The organism is Nostoc sp. ChiQUE01b (genome assembly GCF_034531255.1).
GTDB lineage: Bacteria > Cyanobacteriota > Cyanobacteriia > Cyanobacteriales > Nostocaceae > Nostoc.
Genome location: NZ_JAVRBM010000127.1, coordinates 1 through 16,975, shown reverse-complemented (window position 1 = coordinate 16,975; position 16,975 = coordinate 1). Strand labels below are relative to the sequence as shown.

At 42.2% G+C, this 16,975-nt stretch carries 15 protein-coding genes; 9 read left to right on the top strand and 6 right to left on the bottom strand.

Translation table 11 applies throughout. From position 1 onward, the window contains the following. Positions 1-643: 643 nt before the first annotated feature. The 4 genes from RMY63_RS38920 to rppA all read right to left on the bottom strand — a co-directional run bounded on the left by RMY63_RS38920 (position 644) and on the right by rppA (position 5,945). Entirely contained in the window at positions 644-2,500 is a 1,857-nt protein-coding gene (locus tag RMY63_RS38920; protein WP_322733784.1) for an ABC transporter permease subunit, read from the bottom strand. A 44-nt stretch (positions 2,501-2,544) separates the two neighbouring features. Then, a complete protein-coding gene (locus RMY63_RS38915) occupies positions 2,545-3,495 on the bottom strand; it encodes an ABC transporter ATP-binding protein (protein ID WP_322733783.1) in 951 nt (316 codons plus the stop codon). Between the two features lie 301 nt (positions 3,496-3,796). Then, entirely contained in the window at positions 3,797-5,077 is a 1,281-nt protein-coding gene (locus tag RMY63_RS38910; protein ID WP_322733782.1) for a HAMP domain-containing sensor histidine kinase, read from the bottom strand. 187 nt (positions 5,078-5,264) lie between these two features. Then, positions 5,265-5,945 carry a two-component system response regulator RppA gene (gene rppA, locus RMY63_RS38905; protein WP_322733781.1) on the bottom strand — a complete coding sequence of 227 codons (681 nt, stop codon included), beginning with the start codon at positions 5,943-5,945 and terminating at the stop codon, positions 5,265-5,267. Positions 5,946-6,085: 140 nt separating this feature from the next. Here rppA and RMY63_RS38900 point away from each other — a divergent pair, with 140 nt between their 5' ends. Continuing rightward, complete coding sequence (locus tag RMY63_RS38900) at positions 6,086-6,472, top strand: hypothetical protein (RefSeq protein ID WP_104909998.1); 387 nt, start codon at positions 6,086-6,088, stop codon at positions 6,470-6,472. Beyond that, entirely contained in the window at positions 6,456-7,316 is an 861-nt protein-coding gene (locus RMY63_RS38895; RefSeq protein WP_322733780.1) for a hypothetical protein, read from the top strand. The genes RMY63_RS38900 and RMY63_RS38895 overlap by 17 nt, the downstream gene beginning before the upstream one ends. Before the next feature lie 612 nt (positions 7,317-7,928). Here RMY63_RS38895 and RMY63_RS38890 read toward each other — a convergent pair. Together RMY63_RS38890 and RMY63_RS38885 are read right to left on the bottom strand one after the other, a co-directional pair. Then, on the bottom strand, positions 7,929-8,579 hold the full coding sequence (locus RMY63_RS38890) for an SRPBCC domain-containing protein (protein WP_322733779.1): 651 nt from the start codon (positions 8,577-8,579) through the stop codon (positions 7,929-7,931). Positions 8,580-8,726: 147 nt separating this feature from the next. After that, entirely contained in the window at positions 8,727-9,152 is a 426-nt protein-coding gene (locus tag RMY63_RS38885) for a universal stress protein (protein ID WP_322733778.1), read from the bottom strand. A gap of 290 nt (positions 9,153-9,442) precedes the next feature. Between RMY63_RS38885 and RMY63_RS38880 the strand changes: the two genes are divergently transcribed. From RMY63_RS38880 to accD, 7 genes are all read left to right on the top strand, one after another. Continuing rightward, positions 9,443-9,985, top strand: a complete 543-nt coding sequence (locus tag RMY63_RS38880) for a hypothetical protein (RefSeq protein ID WP_322733777.1) — start codon at positions 9,443-9,445, stop codon at positions 9,983-9,985. Positions 9,986-10,088: 103 nt separating this feature from the next. After that, on the top strand, positions 10,089-12,839 hold the full coding sequence (locus tag RMY63_RS38875) for an HAD-IC family P-type ATPase (protein ID WP_322733776.1): 2,751 nt from the start codon (positions 10,089-10,091) through the stop codon (positions 12,837-12,839). A gap of 141 nt (positions 12,840-12,980) precedes the next feature. Beyond that, the gene (gene leuB / locus RMY63_RS38870) at positions 12,981-14,069 is read left to right on the top strand and encodes a 3-isopropylmalate dehydrogenase (RefSeq protein ID WP_322733775.1); all 1,089 of its coding nucleotides are present in this window, start codon (positions 12,981-12,983) and stop codon (positions 14,067-14,069) included. Between the two features lie 90 nt (positions 14,070-14,159). Further along, positions 14,160-14,420, top strand: a complete 261-nt coding sequence (locus tag RMY63_RS38865) for a hypothetical protein (RefSeq protein WP_322733774.1) — start codon at positions 14,160-14,162, stop codon at positions 14,418-14,420. 103 nt (positions 14,421-14,523) lie between these two features. Next, positions 14,524-15,351 (top strand): prepilin peptidase, encoded by an 828-nt coding sequence (locus RMY63_RS38860; protein ID WP_322733773.1) that lies wholly within the window; start codon positions 14,524-14,526, stop codon positions 15,349-15,351. A 177-nt stretch (positions 15,352-15,528) separates the two neighbouring features. Then, entirely contained in the window at positions 15,529-15,702 is a 174-nt protein-coding gene (locus RMY63_RS38855; RefSeq protein WP_190240728.1) for a hypothetical protein, read from the top strand. Positions 15,703-15,915: 213 nt separating this feature from the next. Continuing rightward, positions 15,916-16,866, top strand: coding sequence for an acetyl-CoA carboxylase, carboxyltransferase subunit beta (gene accD, locus RMY63_RS38850; protein WP_322733772.1), 951 nt, complete (start codon positions 15,916-15,918; stop codon positions 16,864-16,866). Positions 16,867-16,975 lie beyond the last annotated feature (109 nt).

Here is a 16,975-nt window from a genome sequence, read left to right as displayed (position 1 = left end):
CCGCTTATAAAGCTAGTTTGGGCTACATTTGGGCTTAATTTTTGTTTAAGTCCCGTTAAGAGTTTGTAGACGCTGTGGGCGACTTTGTTCTAGAAATTGAATAGCTATGTAGCGTAAGTCTTGAGTAGGGATATTTAACATGATTTTCAGATTATTGTGATACTTGTGTCAATCGAAAAATTAACAGATAATGTAGGCAAATAATAGATAATATCATGTCTGCTTAATGCTTATTAAACCCGAAGAACCCCACCCCCGCCAAAGCTATGCTTTGTCTCCCCTCCTCGCAAGCGGCTATCCATTAGTCACATCTTTCTTTACAATCTTGAAACGCTTGTTTTGTAGGCATCTTAAACACGCTCGGTGTGAGGCATACTTGACAAGTTACCTCTTAATATTCTCGCTAAAAGTAGGTTTTTATTGAGAATTAACGACGAACGAATCAGGGTTATAAAAAATGTGAGTGAATACTCTTAATGGATAGCTCGCAAGCGGGGAGGGGTTGGGGGTGGGGTGTAATGAATGTGGTTAGCATAACTAATTATGCAGACATGATATAACATAGCAGTCTTAACCATTCATGAAAAACAAGATCCCCGACTTCTTTGAGAAGTCGGGGATCTTACGTGTCTCAACTACTTACCTAACGTCCTGCCAATAATGCTTTCGTAGCAGATTCGCCTGCTAACCTCACCTGCCTTGTTAGCTGGAAGTTTAACAACGCTAGAACACTCAAATCAGCTAAGAGTGCCATAAATACTGTTGTTATCCCAGCGTGTTCTATAGCTGTCCAAGGAAAAGTTGTAAACAGCCATACAGTAGGATATTTCCACGACGAAATACCGAGAAATTCTAGAATCGTCGGTGGTAAGAAGATTGCAGCACCTAAAGCCCCAATTGCCCAGAAAGAACGCTTAGGAGTTTTCAGCAAAAGTATCAATTGGGCAATAGTAGCGTAAATCATCATTAAGCTAATAGACAAAGCTATAGTTAAAAGTACTTTAAACTTGTCCAGATTGTTACTCAGCCAACCTTGACCATTGTTTGTATCAAAAACAAATGCAAGTGAAACCCCAACTAACCAGGGGATAGTAACAATTGCCAGATTAATAGCGATCGCCACGAGTGCAGGGCTTTTTTCAGTCCAAATTAGATCCTGCCAAACACTCTTGTGGCTAGAAACTCCCTGATGTCGATATCTTGCCCAATCTTGTACATCTTGACGGTGAGGGGAAAGAACCGCAATTAAACTTAAAATCAACACGAAATTGTATAGTGCTAGGAAAATGTAGTTGTTCCCAACTTGTTCATCCCATCTATTATTATATTTACCAACTTGCAGGGTAAATCCCCAGATCATCACCTGGCAAAATGCTACTAGTAAATAACTTTGCTTTTTGCTAATTATTGAGGCTTGAGGATTACGGAAGCAACGTTTAATAGCTTGCAAAATACCGTAACTGCACAATCCCAAGTTTAATAAATGGAAGCCAACAACACTAACAACATTTGTCCCTAATGGTAAATAGAAAAACTGCCAGTTGTTCAGGGGAGAACCATCAGATATATGGTACAAGTTAGGAAATAGATAATTTGTTGTATCCCAAGGACTAAAAAGTCTAAACCAAGCAGTTGAATTTTTTAAACCGTTGTTATAAGACGATGCCAGCCCCGCCGTTGTGAACAAAAAAAGGAAAACTGCACCACTACCTAACCAAGGCTGAAAACCGCTAAACCAACGACTAACTAAGCCAAATAGCAGTGCAGAACTGTAAAATAAAATACAACTTGCAGCAAGAATTGCGTAATAACTCAAAATGTAACTAAAGGCAATTTTGGCAGAACGTCCAGCCCACAAATGTAAAGGAACTGCTACTAAGATAACAAGATAAATTAAACTCGGAACTCCTAGCAACTTGCCAGTCAATATACTTGTTTCTGATTGGGGACTGAGACGAATAAAATTCAGCGTTCCACGAGTTTCTTCTTTGGCTAAATCGTTGATTAGCAAATAAGTTCCTGCAACTAATAGTGTAAATATGAAAATTACACTAAAAGAGAGAAACATATATTCCCAATGATCTCGCCACCACAACTGCCAATCAATTTCATTTTGAGGACAAGAATTATTTGATAAATGCTCCTGGAATTTATTAAATGCAGTAGTGGCTTCTTTGTATTGTGTTTTCAGACTATTGAGGATTGTTGGATCAGCTGGTTTAAGCTGCTGATAACTATTTAATTGTTGGCCCAATAGATTTTGTTGCTGACCAAGTAGGTTGTATTGCTGATTGTAAGTTCCATGTATACGACAGTATGTACCAGTTAATGAGTATTTCTCATCAGGAAAATCACGGAACTGATATAAAAAAACTACTAGTTGCAGCAGTAGAGATGTTGCAACTGCGATCGCTACATGAAAAAATTTCAGTCGTCCTTTGAGTTCCCGCAATAGTTGCGGATTCCAATCGCCGATTTTGTCTATTAAATTGGGCATCATTGCAAAAAATTCTCCAAAAATGGGGAGTGATATTTATTGACGTATCAAGATGCTTGTTTGTGACCTAATTTTAGGAAAATACTTTCTAAGTCTTCTTGCGTGCAGTGAAAATCAGTCAGAGGGATGCCTGCTTTGATGAGCGATCGCAATAACTCAGCACTATCTTCATCTTTGCCCGAAAAATTTACCCGCACGCTGTTTTTTCCTGATATTACCTCCCACTCTTCTACTAAATGATGATATTTTAATTCGCTTAAAAGTGCCTCTAGGTTCCCCAGAGTTGATATCACAATTTGTTGGTGTGAAAGACGTTGATAAAGTTGTTGTAATGAGGTACTTTCTACCAAGAAGCCAAGTTCCATAATTCCCACGGATGTACAGAGTTCCGCTAAATCACTAAGAACGTGGGAAGAAATGATCACAGTCATCCCAGCTTCTTGCAAAGCCTTGATGATTTCCCGAAAGTGCATCCTGGCGATGGGGTCAAGCCCAGAAACAGGCTCATCTAGTAATAGTAAAATTGGTTCGTGGATAATGGTTCGCGCTAAACTCAAGCGCTGTTTCATCCCCCGCGACAGAGTAGAAATCTGACTATTGCGTTTATTACCAAGTTGGATGAGTTCTAAAACTTCATGCAGGCGTTGAGTGCGACGTGGTTCTCGTAAACGATACAGACGCGCAAAATAATCTAAGTAGTCCCAGACTGTCAGATCCTCATACAGTGGGTAGTCATCGGGTAAGTAACCTAGACGACGCTTAAGTTTGGGATTACTCTTGTCACGGACTAAGCGATCGCCATTAATATAAATCTCACCCGTAGTTGGTTCCTCAGCAGTTGCCAACATGCGGATGAGAGTTGTTTTACCCGCGCCATTCGGGCCAATCAGTCCATATACTTCCCCTGCCTGAATCTCTAAATCAACATCATTGACAGCAAGATGCCGGTCAAATTGCTTAGTTAGTCCACGGGTGCAAATTGCTAATTCTTTTACCATCGCTGCTGGAGTGCGGCTTGTGATTAACAGTTAACCTAACCTTTTTCTACAGCTTTTGTCAGGCCCGTTTCGGAAATTGAAACTGGCTTTATATAAAGCTGCTTTCAGTCATGGGCATTATTTACCCTATTTTCACTAAAGTTTTAAATAATACCAATTGTTAAGCTTTGCTACGGGGAATACTAAAGCTAGAAATCTTTAGGTCTTCTCAGTTAATCAGGTAAAAGCTGTATGGATTTTGAATCGATTATAAATATGCCTGCTATCGGGCAAGCTATTGCTTAGTTTTCTTAAAGGTGATTTAGGAATGGCTCATAAGCGGTAATTTTATCTGGAACGTCGAGCCTTTACCCTCATTGCTCATCACATGAATGTGACCGCCGTGAGCCTGGATAATTTGTTGAACGATCGCCAGTCCCAACCCAAATCCGCCGCTTTCTCTAGCACGTTCTGTATCAATCCGGTAAAAGCGATCAAAAATGTAAGGTAAATCTGCCTCTGGAATTCCAATTCCAGTATCGATGACCTGAATTACTGCCCGATCTGGGTGAGGTTCTAAGCGTAACCAAACAGTTCCACCAGACAGAGTGTAATTGCAGGCGTTGTTGAGCAAGTTTTCCACAGCTAGCCGCAGCAAATCGGGGTCAGCCGACAACTCAATGGGTTGTTCTGGTAAATGGCTGATCAACTTGATCGACGCTTTTGCAGCTTGAGTATTGTAATAAATAGCTAAATTCTCTAGCAAGCTATTGAGATTAACCTTTTTGAGAGATTCGGGAGTTAATTTTCCCTGATGTCGAGCCAACAGCAGTAAATTATTAACCAAGGTACTCATCGACTTGGCGCTATCGATGATGTTCTCCATTGAGGGATGGATTTGGGGATGATCTGCTGCCATTAGTAACCCAACTTGGGCATTAGTCAAAATCGCAGAAAGGGGCGATCGCAATTCATGAGAAGCATCTGATGTGAAGCGTTGCAGCTGGTTATAGGCTTGCTGAACGGGTTGCATAGCTATACCACCAAGTACCCAACCTGTAAGTCCAATTAACCCCAGTGCTACAGGCACAGCCAGCGTCAATATTAACTGAAATTCTCTGAGTTCGTTTTGAGTTTCTGTCAGCGGGATAGCAACTTGCAGATAACCGATGACCGAATTTCCTCCTTGAACAGGTAGCGTGACTTGACGAAGCCAAAGCGTCTTACCTGTAAACTGGTCAACGGACTTAATCGTAAGAAACCCAGATGATGTTTGTAACTGCTCTGGAGGTGGAGTACCAAAAAACCGCTTGAGTTTACCATTTGGGTCATACCAGCGAACATAGATCAGTTCAATATCAGCGGGGTGAGAACCACTACCCAATAGCGGTATATTGCTCAGATCGACTTGTTTTTGTCCTTGATACAGCCGATATTGCGAACTGGCTGCCATTAGCTCTGCTCTTTTATAAAGCAGTTGATCTAATGCTTTAAGCTTGTCTTTTACCTCAAGATTGTAAATGACTCCAGCAAAGAGAATCAGAATGCACCCCATTGAAAGGGTAAACCAACGAGCTAAGTTACGACGACTGCGGTTAAACACAACTCATGCTAATTCGTAATTCGTAATTCGTAATGACGCTCTCTACAAGACGCTAAAAGCGTAGCTTGCTTCTCTGAAAGACTACGCAGACTCGCTTTGCGCGTCGCTAACGTAATTACAATGCTTTTCGAGTAATTGAACTATACTACTTCCTATTCTCTACTCTGAATCTCAGCCATATCAAATTTCAAGATGGTTTTGGAGGGTTGAGACGATAGCCCATGCCGTAAACAGTTTCAATCCAATCGGCTGCTGCTAATGTTTGCAAACGTTGGCGAAGTTTACGAACTAAAACGGTGATTGCATTGCTTTCTGGCTCACTACCCCACTCCCATACAGCTTGCTCAATTTGGTTACGAGTCAAGACTTGCTGAGGATGACGCATGAAGTACTCTAGCAACTGAAATTCTTGGCTGGAAAGGGATACGATCGCTCCTTGTCGTTCCAAAATTAGTGTATCGAGATGAAGTTGCAGGTCTGCCAACCAGAGGGTGTCTCCTTGCCAGAGGGGCGATCGCCTCCTTAATGCCCGCACCCGCGCCATGAATTCCACGATATCAATCGGTTTGACCAGGTAATCATCTGCTCCGGCATCTAATCCTATGACTTTATCGGGTGTGGTATCTTTTGCCGTGATCATTAATACAGGAGCAGTTTTTCCCGCCGCCCGATACTGTTGACACAAACTCACTCCACTAATCCGAGGTAACATCCAATCCAAAATCAGCAGGTCATATTCTTTTTCAGCCAAAAGCCATTGAGCCGTTTCACCATCCTTGACACCATCAACGCTGTGTCCAGCCTGAGAGAGAACCATTTGCAGCGGCATTAATTGCTTTGGATCGTCCTCTACCAGTAAGATTTTCATCGCTTTTATACACTTGTACTTGTTTAGAATAATCCATTGAAGCAATCTCAACGTCTTTCATCAGTAAGATTTCAGAGGATTGTCTACCCCATTAGGATATAGATAAAGTGTGATCTAGCAAAATCAGAAGTAGGTGTAGTGTGTGGCGTATTAGTAAACGTTGGCTGCAAGGGCTGGGATTAGAGTTTTGGTTGCCTCTACCACTGGTAGCGGTTGTGTTTTGGCTTGGCTGTAATTTCCTAGCTGCTCAAGAGTTAAGCCGACCCTACTCCACGAAGAAAAAACTTCAGTCAGATACTCAACTTGAAGCACGGGTATCAGTCAATGTGTTGCTCATTAACGCTGCCGTCAACCGAACTAAAAGAATTACCCAGGTAGAAGTGGAAACAGCAGACCCCATCCTGAAGCGATTGGAATTAGAACTTCCAACGATAGAATTCAGCCAAATAGAAGCGACAATTGCCCAAGAACTAGGTCTACCTCGTGAGGATGTTAGGAAGTTAGTGCGCTATGAAATTGTGGAATAACATAATAATAGTTGCGATTGAACACCTTCCCAATTTGCACGCTGATTTCTTGTCCTTTAGTTGCTTACTTTTTATAACAATGGAATTTGATTTGAATAATTTAGAACCATTATTAGCGACTTTAACTAATCTTTTTGCAAACGCTGGCTCTGCAAAACAGGTAGCGGTACTTGCAGAGGCGACGGCCAAAATTGTGCAAATAGATTATGACAATTGGAACGGTGGAACTGAAATTTATAATTTCTACTTAATAATTCCTGATTATCTAGTTAGCCAAATTGCTAATGAGCAAGAGAACTTAGAGAACGAAATTCTGGACAAGACATGCTATGTGCTAAGACCATATATGACAAATTGGTATATCAAACACGTTGTTATATCACCAACGCTATCAAGTGACTCTCAATGGAGAGAAAAAGCAAAAGCATGGATAGGGGGGCAAGGTATCACTAATCAAGGTCGTGTACGTTCAGACAACATTGCAAATAAGTCATGTGATGGATTGTTATTCCGGTCTCAACCCGAAATATATTTGTATCAGGCGTTTAAGGCTCTTGGTGTTTCCTTTGCACCGCTTCCGGTATTTATTCGAGGAGGTAAAGATTATCGCCGTATTGAACCAGATTTTGTAATTATTAAAGATGGACTAATAATGATTATCGAAGTTGATGGTGATACTGTTCATCGAGAAACGCCTGCGGAAGCCCATACTCGTTTAACTATGCTCACTCACGAGGGAGCTTTTTTAGAACGGATATTAGCAAGTGAATGTAGCACACCTGAAAATGCTAAAAAATGTGCATCTCAATTACTGGAAATCCTTAATAAGAAAAGAAAAGCGTAATCACTCGAACACTATGTTAGTAATTGATTAAATAGCCATCTACCCCTCCTTGTTGAGAAGTAGATTACCATATTCTCGAATTAGTAAAATAGATTAAAAAACCTATGGTAATGATTAACTAAATCTCAATCCTTCTATTGATGTGTTTTCTACTATTATCTTTGCTGTACCAGGTATAGATGCTAAATAGAAAATCCAGGCATCACCAGTATGTTCACTATATGTCCAATCTCCTAATGGTTCACCTTCAGTAGTAGTGACTTTGTATATTTTCCCTGGAATCAACGATATATTTGTAACCATAATTTGTTAATACAGAAGTTGATACAGCTATTTTAAGCTTTTAATAGATTGTTTAACTAGTTATTCTTTATACAATAAATTTTCAGTTTACAAAGTGACAAAAACCATTCTTATGTAAGAAAGGTACACAGCACTGGCTGATGCAAAACCTTATAAATAAGGCTTTGGAGCGAGTTAGAAATTTCTTTGCTTATTTTTGTATCTTATTTGCGCCCAATTTTATAAACAAATCCCTGATTAACACTATTTAGGCATTAATTATAATCTATGCCTTGTCAAATTCTTCATCATTCATATCTGGGATTCAGGCTAGACTTGTGCATTTAATGAAGTAATTGTAGTTTGATGAATGCGTTCTGCCTTGGTTTTCAATGTTTGGTTCATGGCTTCAAACCCTTGGCGAACGTCGATATTTAATCGACGAGCCAGCAGAGGTACTAGTAAGCCCTGGAAAGATGCTTGCTGAATGAAGCGGACACGTAGGCGTAGCCCGTCGTAGACATCGCTTGCTAACGGTTCAATGATAAAGCTATGTTCACCGTCAAATAACCCTGGTATCAAAAAGTGCCCTAACCAGCGCAATTTGCGATTAGGTTCTACCGTAATCACAGTAGGTCGAAAGATCATAATATCTGTACCCGGAGGCTGAAAATGAACGGTTAGCTGTGCCCCTTCACTCAGCGAACCACTAATTTGACGAATAAACAGATTCCAATGTGGAAAACTGGCAAAATCAGTGAGTAAGTTCCATACTTGCTTATCGGATGCCTGAATTTCGATTTCAGTATAGATTTTCATGGGTATGAGTTGATAAAAAACCAGCATTAAAACAGTTATTCCTGCTAAAAACAACCCCATGTATTCTAGTCCTAGTAATCGACCAACCCAAAAATTACGGGTGAAGGCAGGCAGATAAAGCAGGGGGAGCAGGGGACGAAAATAACTTGATTTTTTTACCATAAAATAAACTCCACAAAGTTTCTTTGGTGGACTACGAGTAAACTAGATTGTTTCTTGTCAGACATAATGAATACATTCGTGCAAAACTCACATTTGAACAGCAAAATTTTTCAAAATTCTGGCGGTTGGTAGACAGTTGTGAAGGAACTACTGACGTTGAACAACCAGGACGGAACATGGAGCGTGATGAAGGACGTGATTGCTCACACTTCCTGCTAAAAGTTCGGCAAATCCTTTAAGTCCTCTACGACCAAGCACAATCAAATCTGCTCCCCAACTCCGGGCTAAATCACAGATATTAGTCCCAGGATCTCCTGTTTGATAACTGGATTCTGCCATAATGCCTAGTATTTTCGCTTTCTGATAGTACAACTGGAGTAAACTTTGTGCCTGTTGTGTTTCTATTTTCAGGTCTACTAAGTTCACAGTGAGTTGACTAGAAGCTGCCAGCTCAATGCTGTAACCAATCATTAACTGAGCAGCATCTCTTTGGGCTAACTCCAGCGCTTTTATAAACACTGTTGCAGTTGCAGGTGAATCATCGACTGCCACCAAAATCTTCTTAAAGCTCATATCCAGATCCAATAATCAATTACTTCATTCACATTTGTTGTCTTTTAGCTTGAAGGACAAATGTGATTTAAAAGTGAAATTAAGTAGGATAAGCAATTTATTCACTTTTCGTTCACATTCATCAGCAATCCTGGAAAAGAAGCAGAGAAACGAAACTAATCCAACTGAGGTTTAAAACGAATTCTTTATCTAATACGGTTCATGCTCACACTAGAAAACTATAGTTTTTACTATTTGGAGATTAATAAAGCTTCGTTTTAAACTTACTGATTTTGATAGGAGATGTTGTGATGAATTTCAGTCCAGTTAAAAATGCAATCGGTATCATTTCTACCCGTCAGACTGCAACACAGGTGCTTGATGAACTCAGAGCGATTGACTTTCCCATGCAGAAAATTTCTGTGTTCACTTTAGACTCTGAAGACGAAAAGTTGCATGAGGATGCTAATGCGGGTAAACATCCCATAACTCCGATCGAAGGTGCTAAAGCAGGCGCAATTACAGGAGGAACAGCCGGGGGCTTCCTGGCACTAACAGCCGGACTTGGCGTATTAATTATTCCTGGTTTTGGGCCAGCATTAGCGGTTGAATCTGTGGTGAGTACACTGCTGGCGGGTGGAGCGAGTGCGATTTTTGGCAGTGTTTATGGTGCATTTCAAGGTTGGTTTGCTCCCGAAAGGCAACCTAGACTCTGTGAGCCAACCACCTGCCAAGAAAAATTTTTGGTGAAGGTAGAAGGAACAACAGATGAAATCTGGCAAGCAGAATCGATTCTCAGTTATTGGGGTGTGCGGGAATGGCATATTTATGAACTTAGCAAAAGATTCTCGTAATCACACCAATTTGAAAAAAGAAAAGTACAGATTCAAACAGAGAAATCCATATAAATCTGATGAATCTTAATTACGAATTACAAATTAGTTTTTGGAGACAGAGATGACAGCAAATACGATCGCTACAAATACTTTTTCTGAGACAACACAAGATTTACTCAACTATGAATGGCATACTCTGGCTGAACAAAAGGTTGTACAAACGTTAGGTAGCCATCCCGAAGCAGGCTTGAGCCATAAAGAAGCTACCAAACGACACCAGCAGATGGGTGCAAATCAACTGACTGGTAAAAGTGGAAAAAGTCCTTGGCTAGGATTTTTAGAGCAATTTAATCAACCACTACTATATATTTTGCTGACGGCGGGAGTGGTGACGCTGCTGCTGCGAGATTGGATAGATGCGGGAGTAATTTTTGGTGTCACCCTAATTAATGTCATCATTGGCTACATTCAAGAATCTAAAGCAGAAGGTGCGATCGCTGCTCTATCTAAAGCCGTCACTACCGAAGCAACTGTAATTCGCAATGGTCAAAAAACCCGTTTGGCTTCGACTGAACTTGTTCTTGGTGATTTGGTACTGCTGGCATCTGGGGATAAAGTGCCCGCCGATCTGCGCCTATTAAGTGTGCGTGGGTTGCAAGTTGACGAGTCTGCTTTAACAGGCGAATCCGTTCCGGTTGAGAAAGCAAGGGCATCGCTGGCTGTGGAAACACCGTTAGCGGAACGCAGCAATATGGTGTATGCAGGAAGTTTTGTTACTTTTGGACAGGCAGAAGGGATTGTAGTAGCGATCGCAGATGCCACCGAAACCGGTCGCATCTCGCAGTTAATTGAAAGCAGCACAAATTTGAAAACACCGCTAACGCGAAATATTGACAAGTTTAGCAAAAGCTTGTTGTATGTCATTTTAGGTTTGGCTGCCCTGACATTTGCAGTCGGATTAGGACAAGGCGAATCTTGGATTGATGTTTTCAAAGCGAGTGTCGCTTTGGTAGTCAGCGCGATTCCAGAAGGATTACCTGCGATTGTTACAGTCACGTTGGCGATCGGAGTTTCCCGGATGGCACGACGTAAGGCGATTATTCGCAAGCTACCTGCTGTGGAAACCTTGGGAAGTACCACCGTTATCTGCTCTGACAAAACTGGAACATTGACCGAGAATCAGATGACGGTTCAGGCGATTTATGCGGGTGGGCAACATTACACCATTAGCGGTATTGGTTATGCCCCAGATGGTGAAATCCTAATGGATCAACAGCCCGTTGATTTCAATGCAGATGGACATATTGCTCTTTGGGAATCCCTGGAAGCAGGATTGCTTTGCAATGATTCTCACATCGAATGGCGAGACGGACAGTGGAACTTAGTAGGAACCCCAACCGAGGGAGCATTGATTACGGCTGCCAATAAAGTGGAATTGACACAAGCGAATCTAGAACAAGAATTACCCAGAATAGACACCATTCCCTTTGAGTCCCAATTTCAGTACATGGCGACTTTGCATGAATTAGATGCAAAGCGATCGCTCAATGTCATTTATCTCAAAGGTTCTGTAGAGGCAATTCTCCAACGATGCGATCGCATTTTCGATGCTCAAGGACAACTTGCTCGTCTCAATTCTGCCGCAGTGGAACAGGAAGTTGCTGATATGGCAAATCAAGGGTTACGAGTGCTAGCTTTTGCCAGCAAAGAAGTTGCCACTAAGCGCTCTTTAAATCGCAATGATCTCGATCGAGGACTGGTGTTTTTAGGACTTCAAGGCATAATTGATCCGCCTCGTGAGGAAGCGATCGCCGCAGTAAAAGCCTGTCAATCTGCCGGGATTCAGGTGAAGATGATCACTGGGGATCATGCACTCACAGCAGCTGCGATCGCCCGTCAAATGGGAATTTGCTCGACTGAAGCACAGGTATTCACCGGACGGCAATTAGCTCAGATGGATGAAAATGAATTCGCCCAAGCGGCTGAACAAGGTATGGTATTTGCACGAGTTGCTCCAGAACAAAAATTGCATCTGGTGAAAGCATTGCAGTCTCAGGGTGAAATTGTTGCCATGACTGGAGATGGTGTCAATGATGCTCCCGCTCTCAAACAGGCGGATATTGGTGTAGCGATGGGCATAGCCGGAGCAGAGGTTGCCAAAGAATCGGCGGATATGCTTCTAACTGACGATAATTTCGCCTCAATAGAAGCTGCTGTGGAGGAAGGACGTGGTGTTTACCGCAACTTGCGAAAAGCGATCGCCTTCTTGCTACCGATTAACGTGGGAGAATCTATGACAATTTTGATTGCCATTCTCCTGGCCACCGTGCTTCCCATCTTACCAATCCAAATTCTCTGGTTGAATATGGTCAGTTCAGTAGGGTTGATTGTTCCCCTCGCCTTTGAGCCAAAATCTGGACAGGTGATGCAGCAACCACCGCGCAACCCCAGAGAAAAGCTTTTATCAGGTAGTTTACTTAAGCGCATATTAGCGATTTCTGTTTTCAATTGGGTGGTAATTTTTGGGGTGTTTCAATGGATACTTCAAACTACAGGCAATGAAGCCTTAGCTCGCACGATGGCGATTAATGGATTGGTGGCAGCAGAAGTCTTTTACCTGTTAAGCATTACCCAGTTTTTACCATCTTTAGTCGTGAGAATCGAAGGTAAACGCACACCCGTAGCTTATGCACCTGCGATCGGAATTGTGGCTGTGGTAATTTTACAATGTCTGTTCAGTCAGTGGAGCATGATGAATCAAGTGTTTGACACCACACCTTTAACATTTACCCAAGCTCTCATTTGCATGGGTATAGGTTTGCCAGTGGTGTTTATAGCTCTCATCTTGCAGCGTTTCGATCCGCTCGACTAAAGATATAGGAGTCCAATAATGGTTTCATCCAATACCAAATGATTACGTTAGAGCCGCACCCAAATAAATTAAAAACTCCATCGGTACATTTTGCTGGGTATGATATTTAATCTACAAGCATTTACCTAGTAATAATCAGCTATGACTCAGAACTACCGCATTACTCTACTCCCCGGCGATGGCATCGGCCCTGAAATTATGGCAGTGGCGGTAGATGTGCTGAAAGTCGTAGGGAAGCAATTTGATCTGAAGTTTGAATTCCAAGAAGCCCTCATCGGTGGTGCAGCAATTGATGCCACAGGTGAACCTCTACCATCTGCCACTTTAGAGACTTGCCGTAATAGTGATGCTGTGTTATTAGCTGCGATTGGTGGTTATAAGTGGGATTCTTTACCGTCCAATTTACGTCCAGAAGCAGGTTTGTTAGGGCTACGTGCGGGTTTGGGATTATTTGCCAATTTGCGCCCAGCGAAAATTTTGCCTCAGCTAATCGACGCCTCGACTTTGAAACGCGAAATTGTAGAAGGCGTGGATATTATGGTAGTGCGCGAACTCACTGGTGGGATTTACTTCGGTAAACCTAAAGGAATTTTTGCTACAGAAACCGGTGAGAAACGCGGTGTAAATACAATGGTTTACACCGAATCGGAAATTGAACGTATTGGGCGGGTGGCCTTTGAAGCGGCAAAAAAACGCGGTGGAAAACTTTGTTCGGTAGATAAGGCAAACGTATTAGAAGTATCTCAGTTATGGCGCGATCGCATCACCCAACTTTCACAAGAATATCCAGATATCGAACTCTCTCATTTATATGTAGATAATGCTGCTATGCAGTTGGTACGCGCTCCCAAGCAGTTCGATACCATCGTCACAGGCAATTTGTTTGGCGATATTCTCTCTGATGCTGCTGCCATGCTCACAGGTAGTATTGGGATGTTACCCTCAGCTAGTTTGGGTGCTTCTGGGCCTGGTGTATTTGAACCAGTTCATGGTTCCGCCCCAGATATTGCCGGACTTGATAAGGCAAATCCTTTAGCACAGGTTTTGAGTGTGGCGATGATGTTACGCTACGGTTTAGACCAACCAGAAGCGGCAGATAGCATTGAACAAGCCGTATTGCAAGTTTTAGAGCAGGGCGATCGCACCGGGGATATAATTTCTCCAGGAAAAAACCTCCTTGGTTGCCGCGCTATAGGAGACTCACTCATCAAAGCTATGGAACAAAAATAATTTTATAGAGCAGCTTGGGCAATTTGGCAATCTTTGCTATAAGTTTCGGGTAGACTAAAGGGAAATCTAGCAATCAAATAACAGTCGATAGTGTACGCATTACGACAAGGACAAGCAAATTTTACCGCCCCCAAAAACCAATCGCCTCTGATTGATCCCGCCGTAATCAGAGCCGCTGGGCAGATATACTATACTCACTGTGAAGTTCATCCCGAAATAGCTGGGCAACCTTCCGGTGTAGCAATTAATCGTGTGACTCATCGAGGTAAGGTTATTTTTACTAACCAACCAGTTCTTTTACCTCAAGAGTGTTTTGTGCCCTTAAGTCAAATTGAATCGCACATGTATTAGTCATTGGTCATTGGTCAGTAGAGACGCGATTAATCGCGTCTGTACAATGGTCATTGGTCATTGACAAAGGACAAAGGACAAAGGACAAAGGACAAAGGACTATATGGACATTTTGTTCGCCATCCCGGCGAGTGTAATGGTCTTTGCTTTGGGTGCATCTATTGGTAGTTTTCTCAATGTTATTGTTTATCGCCTACCTGCTGGGTTGTCAATTCTTTGGCCGCCTTCTCGTTGTCCTAAATGCTTAAACCAGCTAAAAGCTTACGACAATATACCAGTGTTCGGCTGGATTTCCTTAAGAGGGCGGTGTCGATATTGCAAAAGCAAAATTTCTGTCCGTTATCCCGTGGTAGAAGGGGTAACGGGCATAATTTTTTTACTAATTTTTTTGGTATTTCAAGTTTCGACTTTAACAATAGGCTATTGGGCTTTTTGCAGTTGGTTATTGGCGCTATCACTCATCGACTTAGATACAATGACCCTACCCAATCCACTTACTCAGTCGGGTTTAGTGGTGGGAATTTTGTTTCAAATGGTAGTTGCTTTTCTACCAGAGGGTAGTTTTGTGGCATTGGTAAATCAGCTGATAATGGCTATAGTTGGTGCAGTATTAGGCTTATGGCTGTTTGAGGCGATCGCCCTATTGAGTTCAATTGCCTTTAGGAAAACTGCAATGGGTGAAGGTGATGCCAAGTTAGCAGCGATGATGGGAGCCTGGTTAGGCTGGAAATATTTGCTCTTGGCTAGTTTTATTGCCTGTGCGTTGGGAGCATTAATTGGCATCGGTGTTTTGATTATGCAGCGATCGCGACAAAAATTGGGACAAAAGATACCTTTTGGCCCTTTTCTGGCTTTAGGATCTGTGATTACCCTGTTTAGCGGCGAAGCCATTTTGTCTAGCTACCTGCGGTTATTTTTTCCAGCCTCTTGAATTGGAGCAGGGAAGAGGGAGCAGGGGAGCAGGGGAGCAGGGGGAGAATAACTCTTAACTCCTAACTCAGCACTCAGCACTGTTTTGCCCAATCCCTTTTCATAAGAAATATTTATAACTTGTGACTGTAACCAACATTACCCCATCTACCTTTCACATTTTGATAATATTCAGCTTGTGACTTGTATTACCCTCTTAACGACGATTAACCGTTGGCAAGCGCAACTAGTACAACAGATGCTGATTGTTCAGAACCTAGCAATACGAATAATTGATTTGGGTGGGAGGGGGAGAGCATCTTATTTGGAGGTTGGTATTCTCATGGCTTTGTCACTACGTCCATATAATTAAGTCTGCTGAAAAAAACAGCAAGAGACTTGTATTGGTATAAGTATTTTCGTTAAGCTGGCAACCAAAGATGAAAATTAAGGTCTGAATTGCTTAAAAGCTTAGTTTGACGATGTAGCCATTAGTCTTAATAAAGAAAAATGACTCATGACTAAGGACAACCCAATACGGTTTGATATGTTTTTGACCTCATACCCACTTAAAATAAAATAAAAAATGGCTAACAACGAAGAATCACGTGGTTTAAAGTCTCTATTTGATTGGTTTGCAAATCGAAGGAAGTCAGGATCTACCAGCCTCGAACGCCAAGAACGTGAAATTGCTGATGGTTTGTGGCATAAATGTTCCAAGTGTGGCGTGTTGGCATATACAAAAGACCTGAAAGCCAATCAGATGGTTTGTGTCGAATGTAGTCATCACAATCGGGTAGACAGTGATGAGCGCATCCGTCAATTGATAGATCACAATACCTGGAAACCTCTGGATGAGCATTTGCGTCCAACCGACCCGCTAGAATTTCGCGATCGCAAACCCTACAGCGATCGCCTCCGGGAAACACAAGATAAAATTGGCTTAATAGACGCGGTTAGAACTGGTTTAGGTCAAATCAATGGTTTACCCATTGCCCTTGGGGTTATGGACTTCCGCTTCATGGGTGGTAGTATGGGTTCGGTCGTGGGAGAAAGACTCACCCGGATGATTGAGCAAGCCACTCAACGACGCTATCCTGTAGTTATCATCTGCACCTCCGGTGGCGCCAGGATGCAAGAAGGTATGCTTTCTTTGATGCAGATGGCAAAAATCTCCGCAGCCTTACAGCGCCATAAAGACGCCCGATTATTATATATTCCAGTATTGACCAATCCGACAACGGGCGGCGTTACCGCTAGTTTTGCAATGTTGGGCGATATCATTTTGGCAGAACCCAAGGCAACCATTGGTTTTGCTGGTCGGCGAGTGATTGAGCAAACCCTGCGGGAAAAACTACCCGAAAATTTCCAAACTGCTGAAGATTTGCTCCAGCATGGTTTTGTTGATGATATCGTACCCCGTACCCAATTAAAGAACACCCTAGCCCAGCTAATTGCTCTACACCAGCCTGTATTAACAACACCTCACATGGTGTTGTGGGAAACAATGTCCTTGACTTCTACTGCCGCAGAATAAACAAAAGTTAAAAGTGAATAGTTAGGAGTGAGGAGTTATGAGTGAAAAATTCATAACTCCAAACTCCAAACTCCAAACTCCAAACTCCAAACTCCAAACTCCAAACTCC

Bases quoted from the DNA above. Each gene is read 5' to 3' on its own strand.
- RMY63_RS38920 (WP_322733784.1), bottom strand. From the start codon at position 2,500: ATGATGCCCAATTTAATAGACAAAATCGGCGATTGGAATCCGCAACTA.
- RMY63_RS38915 (WP_322733783.1), bottom strand. From the start codon at position 3,495: ATGGTAAAAGAATTAGCAATTTGCACCCGTGGACTAACTAAGCAATTT.
- rppA (WP_322733781.1), bottom strand. From the start codon at position 5,945: ATGAAAATCTTACTGGTAGAGGACGATCCAAAGCAATTAATGCCGCTG.
- RMY63_RS38895 (WP_322733780.1), top strand. From the start codon at position 6,456: ATGAAATTGTGGAATAACATAATAATAGTTGCGATTGAACACCTTCCC.
- RMY63_RS38890 (WP_322733779.1), bottom strand. From the start codon at position 8,579: ATGGTAAAAAAATCAAGTTATTTTCGTCCCCTGCTCCCCCTGCTTTAT.
- RMY63_RS38885 (WP_322733778.1), bottom strand. From the start codon at position 9,152: ATGAGCTTTAAGAAGATTTTGGTGGCAGTCGATGATTCACCTGCAACT.
- RMY63_RS38880 (WP_322733777.1), top strand. From the start codon at position 9,443: ATGAATTTCAGTCCAGTTAAAAATGCAATCGGTATCATTTCTACCCGT.
- RMY63_RS38875 (WP_322733776.1), top strand. From the start codon at position 10,089: ATGACAGCAAATACGATCGCTACAAATACTTTTTCTGAGACAACACAA.
- leuB (WP_322733775.1), top strand. From the start codon at position 12,981: ATGACTCAGAACTACCGCATTACTCTACTCCCCGGCGATGGCATCGGC.
- RMY63_RS38860 (WP_322733773.1), top strand. From the start codon at position 14,524: ATGGACATTTTGTTCGCCATCCCGGCGAGTGTAATGGTCTTTGCTTTG.
- accD (WP_322733772.1), top strand. From the start codon at position 15,916: ATGGCTAACAACGAAGAATCACGTGGTTTAAAGTCTCTATTTGATTGG.